This is a genomic window from Kitasatospora sp. NPDC059817 (genome assembly GCF_042731835.1).
Classification (GTDB): domain Bacteria; phylum Actinomycetota; class Actinomycetes; order Streptomycetales; family Streptomycetaceae; genus Kitasatospora.
Genome location: NZ_JBHWIR010000072.1, coordinates 33,531 through 36,419 on the forward strand (window position 1 = coordinate 33,531; position 2,889 = coordinate 36,419).

Sequence of the window (2,889 nt, forward strand, 5' to 3'; positions counted from 1 at the left end):
CGCACACCCAGACACAGTGTGGTCGGGTGGGCGGGGTTTTGTGTATACGACCCCGGTCGACCGTCGTGTCGCCCGGCCGCTCCTGTGTGGCGAACCGACACAGTCCCAGACGAAGGAAGCCGTCCCGGACCTGAACCGACTGCCACGGTGAGCTCCCTACGGCAGGAGCGCCGGATCAGCCGGCCAGGGTGTCCTTCAGCCAAGGGGCGATCACGGCCATCGCCTCGCTGAAGCGCGAGATGGCGCAGTGGCCGGTGTCCGGGATCAGTTCGACCCGGGTGTCCCGGCGACCCTTGAACACCAGGGTGTCGTCCAGTGGGACGTGGACGTCCTCGGTGCCATTGACCACCAGCATCGGCCCGTTGGCGTCCTGGTCCAGCAGCGGGCGCAGGTCGAACGCCGCGAAGGCGTTCTCCAGCTCGGCCCCACTCGGCGCGGCGTCGAAGCCCAGGGCGTTGCCGACGATGCCGTCCATGCCGAAGGCGAAGCCGCGACCGGGAGCGAAGGAGCGCTCCACCGGGCCGCCGAGCACCACGGAGGCGTCCACCGACCCCGTCAGTCCGGTCCGGGCGGAGTAGTAGCCGCCCATCGAGATGCCGAAGTGCCCGACCTTTCCGTTGCCGGCCGCGCGGGCGAAGGAGACCAGTCCGGCGATCACCTCGGCCCCGCCGTCCGGGGTCATCGGCAGGTGGGCGGTCTCGCCGGTGCCGGGGAGGTCGAACAGCAGCAGCCGCGCCGGCAGGGTGAACGCGAGCTGCTCCCACATGCCGTGCAGGTCTGTCTTCCAGGAGTCCACGCCGCCGCTGGCCAGCACGACCGGCGCGTCGGCGGGCAGGCCGGGGGCGGCCATCAGGTGGATCGGCAGGGTGGCGGTGCCGCCGCGGTACGGGACGGTGAGCGTGCGGCGCTCGAACTCCACCGGGAAGCCGGGGGCCGCGAGGACGTACTGCTCGACCTGGCGGGCGAGCGCGGTTCGCTTCGGGTCGTCGGCGAGCGAGGGGAACTTGGCCCAGCCGTACGCCTGCGCGGCCAGACGGTGGCGCCCGGCCTCGGCGTGCCGGGCGGCGAGGGTGGACCACTCGTACACCCAGCTGCCGGGCCGGTCGGGCCACATCTCGGTGACGGCGGCGCGGACGGCGTCCACCTCGTCGACGGGGAGGCCGAGGGTCATCTGCGGGTAACGCTCGACGAACAGGTCCTGCGGGTCCAGGGGCCAGGTGAAGGACATAGTGGTGCCTCCTGCTGCACTTAAAGCCGGGACGCTTGCATTAACGACTATGCGCCCGAGCGGCATCTAATGCAAGCGCCCTTGCGTTAATGTGGTGGCCGAGGTGATCGACACATGACCGAAGAAGAGCCGGAGCCGGCGCCAGCGCCGGAGCCGATCCGCCGCCGCCCGGGCGGCCGTGCCGCGCGCGTCCGCCAGGCCGTTCTGGCGGCTGCCACGGAGGTGCTGGCCGAGGAGGGCATCGACCGGCTCAGCATCGCCGGGGTCGCGGCCCGCGCAGGGGTCAACGAGACCACGGTGTACCGGCGTTGGGGAAGTCGGGAGAAGCTCGTACTGGACGCCATGCTCACCGGCAGCAACGAAGGCATCCCCGTCCCCGACACCGGAGCCGTCCGCACCGACCTGGCCGCCTTCGCCCGCGCGCTGGCCGAGTACCTCGCCACCCCGACCGGCCGTTCCGTCGCCCGGGCGGCCGCACTCAGCTCCGACGACCCCGACCTCGCCGAGGCCTGGCAGACCTTCTGGCAGTCTCGCCTCGACCAGGCCGGCGTCATCGTCAGCCGGGCCGTCGAACGCGGGGAACTCCCGACGGGCACCGACACGGCCCTGGCACTGGAACTGCTCTGCGCCCCGCTCCAGACCCGCTGCCTGCTCGGCCACCGCCCGATCGAGCCGGATCTGCCGGAGCGCCTGACGGACATGGTGCTGAACGGCCTGCGAGGGACGACCTGAGAGGGACGGCCTGAAAGGGAGGAGCCAGGGAACCGCCCCGCGGCAAGGTGGTGTCAGCGAGGAGTCTCCGTTGCTGCGGGAGGCATCAGGCAGGGGGTCTTGACCAGGAAGAGGAGAAGTCCTCCCTTCGTGGTCTCAACGGAGATCAGGTACCGGCTCGACGCCTGGGATGCGTCGAGGACTGTGTCCACCTTGCCGTTGGCGCTCTCCCGATAGCCGTCGATCTTGAAGCCCTGCTGCTCGAGCATCGCGCGGACCTTGCGGATGGCTTCGGGGTGCTGTTCGAGCGGGGTGGAGCTGTGGACCGCGTACGACAGCTTGTACCGGCCGTCCTTGACGACCTCGTCGTTCCTGCCGACACAGTCGCTGAAGAGCGGCTCGACGCTGCCGGCGTCGAGGGTGATTCCAGCTGTCTGCGCCATGTCCTCGGTCATGTGCTTGGCCCAGCCCTGGGCGTCCTGGCGGGCCTTGACCGGGAGAGGATCGCTGGGGCCGGGCGTGGACATACATCCTCCGAGGATCAGGGGCAGGCAGAGCGCCAACGCGGCAGCGCCCAGACGTCGGGCTCCGACACGGCGCGCGGCCACCGACCAACCCGTCAGCTGACCGACAGCCGCGTGACTGGCAGTGACGGCTGCCTGACAAGGCTTCGCGAAGTCCTCGCCGATGGCCCGCGCTACACCTGCGGACTTGTATATCTCGCCCGGGTCAACCTTGAGATCGCCCACTGGCTTCCCCTCCCGACAACCTTCGGTCAGCAAGAAACCTATTTCGGTGATCGGCCGATCTCTATCCGCAGAGATACTCATCCGAAATCAGATGATTGGTCCTGTTCTAGTGTCCTGAGTCTTAGGAAAGCTATAGAAGTATGCTGGGCTCATGGCGCGTATGGGTCGGCCGACGGTCGAAGTGGTTCTGACGGATGACGA

The 2,889-nt window shown here is 69.2% G+C and carries 3 protein-coding genes; 1 reads left to right on the plus strand and 2 read right to left on the minus strand.

Annotated elements, in window-relative coordinates; all coding sequences use genetic code 11:
- Positions 1–175: 175 nt before the first annotated feature.
- Positions 176–1,228, minus strand: a complete 1,053-nt coding sequence (locus ACFV61_RS17725) for an alpha/beta hydrolase (protein ID WP_380492537.1) — start codon at positions 1,226–1,228, stop codon at positions 176–178.
- Positions 1,229–1,342: 114 nt separating this feature from the next.
- On the opposite strand from ACFV61_RS17725, the gene ACFV61_RS17730 reads away from it, so the two are divergent.
- The gene (locus tag ACFV61_RS17730) at positions 1,343–1,960 is read left to right on the plus strand and encodes a TetR/AcrR family transcriptional regulator (RefSeq protein ID WP_380492539.1); all 618 of its coding nucleotides are present in this window, start codon (positions 1,343–1,345) and stop codon (positions 1,958–1,960) included.
- 53 nt (positions 1,961–2,013) lie between these two features.
- Here ACFV61_RS17730 and ACFV61_RS17735 read toward each other — a convergent pair whose 3' ends face one another.
- Complete coding sequence (locus ACFV61_RS17735; protein ID WP_380492541.1) at positions 2,014–2,688, minus strand: hypothetical protein; 675 nt, start codon at positions 2,686–2,688, stop codon at positions 2,014–2,016.
- Positions 2,689–2,889 lie beyond the last annotated feature (201 nt).

Excerpts from the sequence above, each read along its gene's own strand:
- ACFV61_RS17725 (WP_380492537.1), bottom strand. The coding sequence starts at position 1,228 with ATGTCCTTCACCTGGCCCCTGGACCCGCAGGACCTGTTCGTCGAGCGT.
- ACFV61_RS17730 (WP_380492539.1), top strand. The coding sequence starts at position 1,343 with ATGACCGAAGAAGAGCCGGAGCCGGCGCCAGCGCCGGAGCCGATCCGC.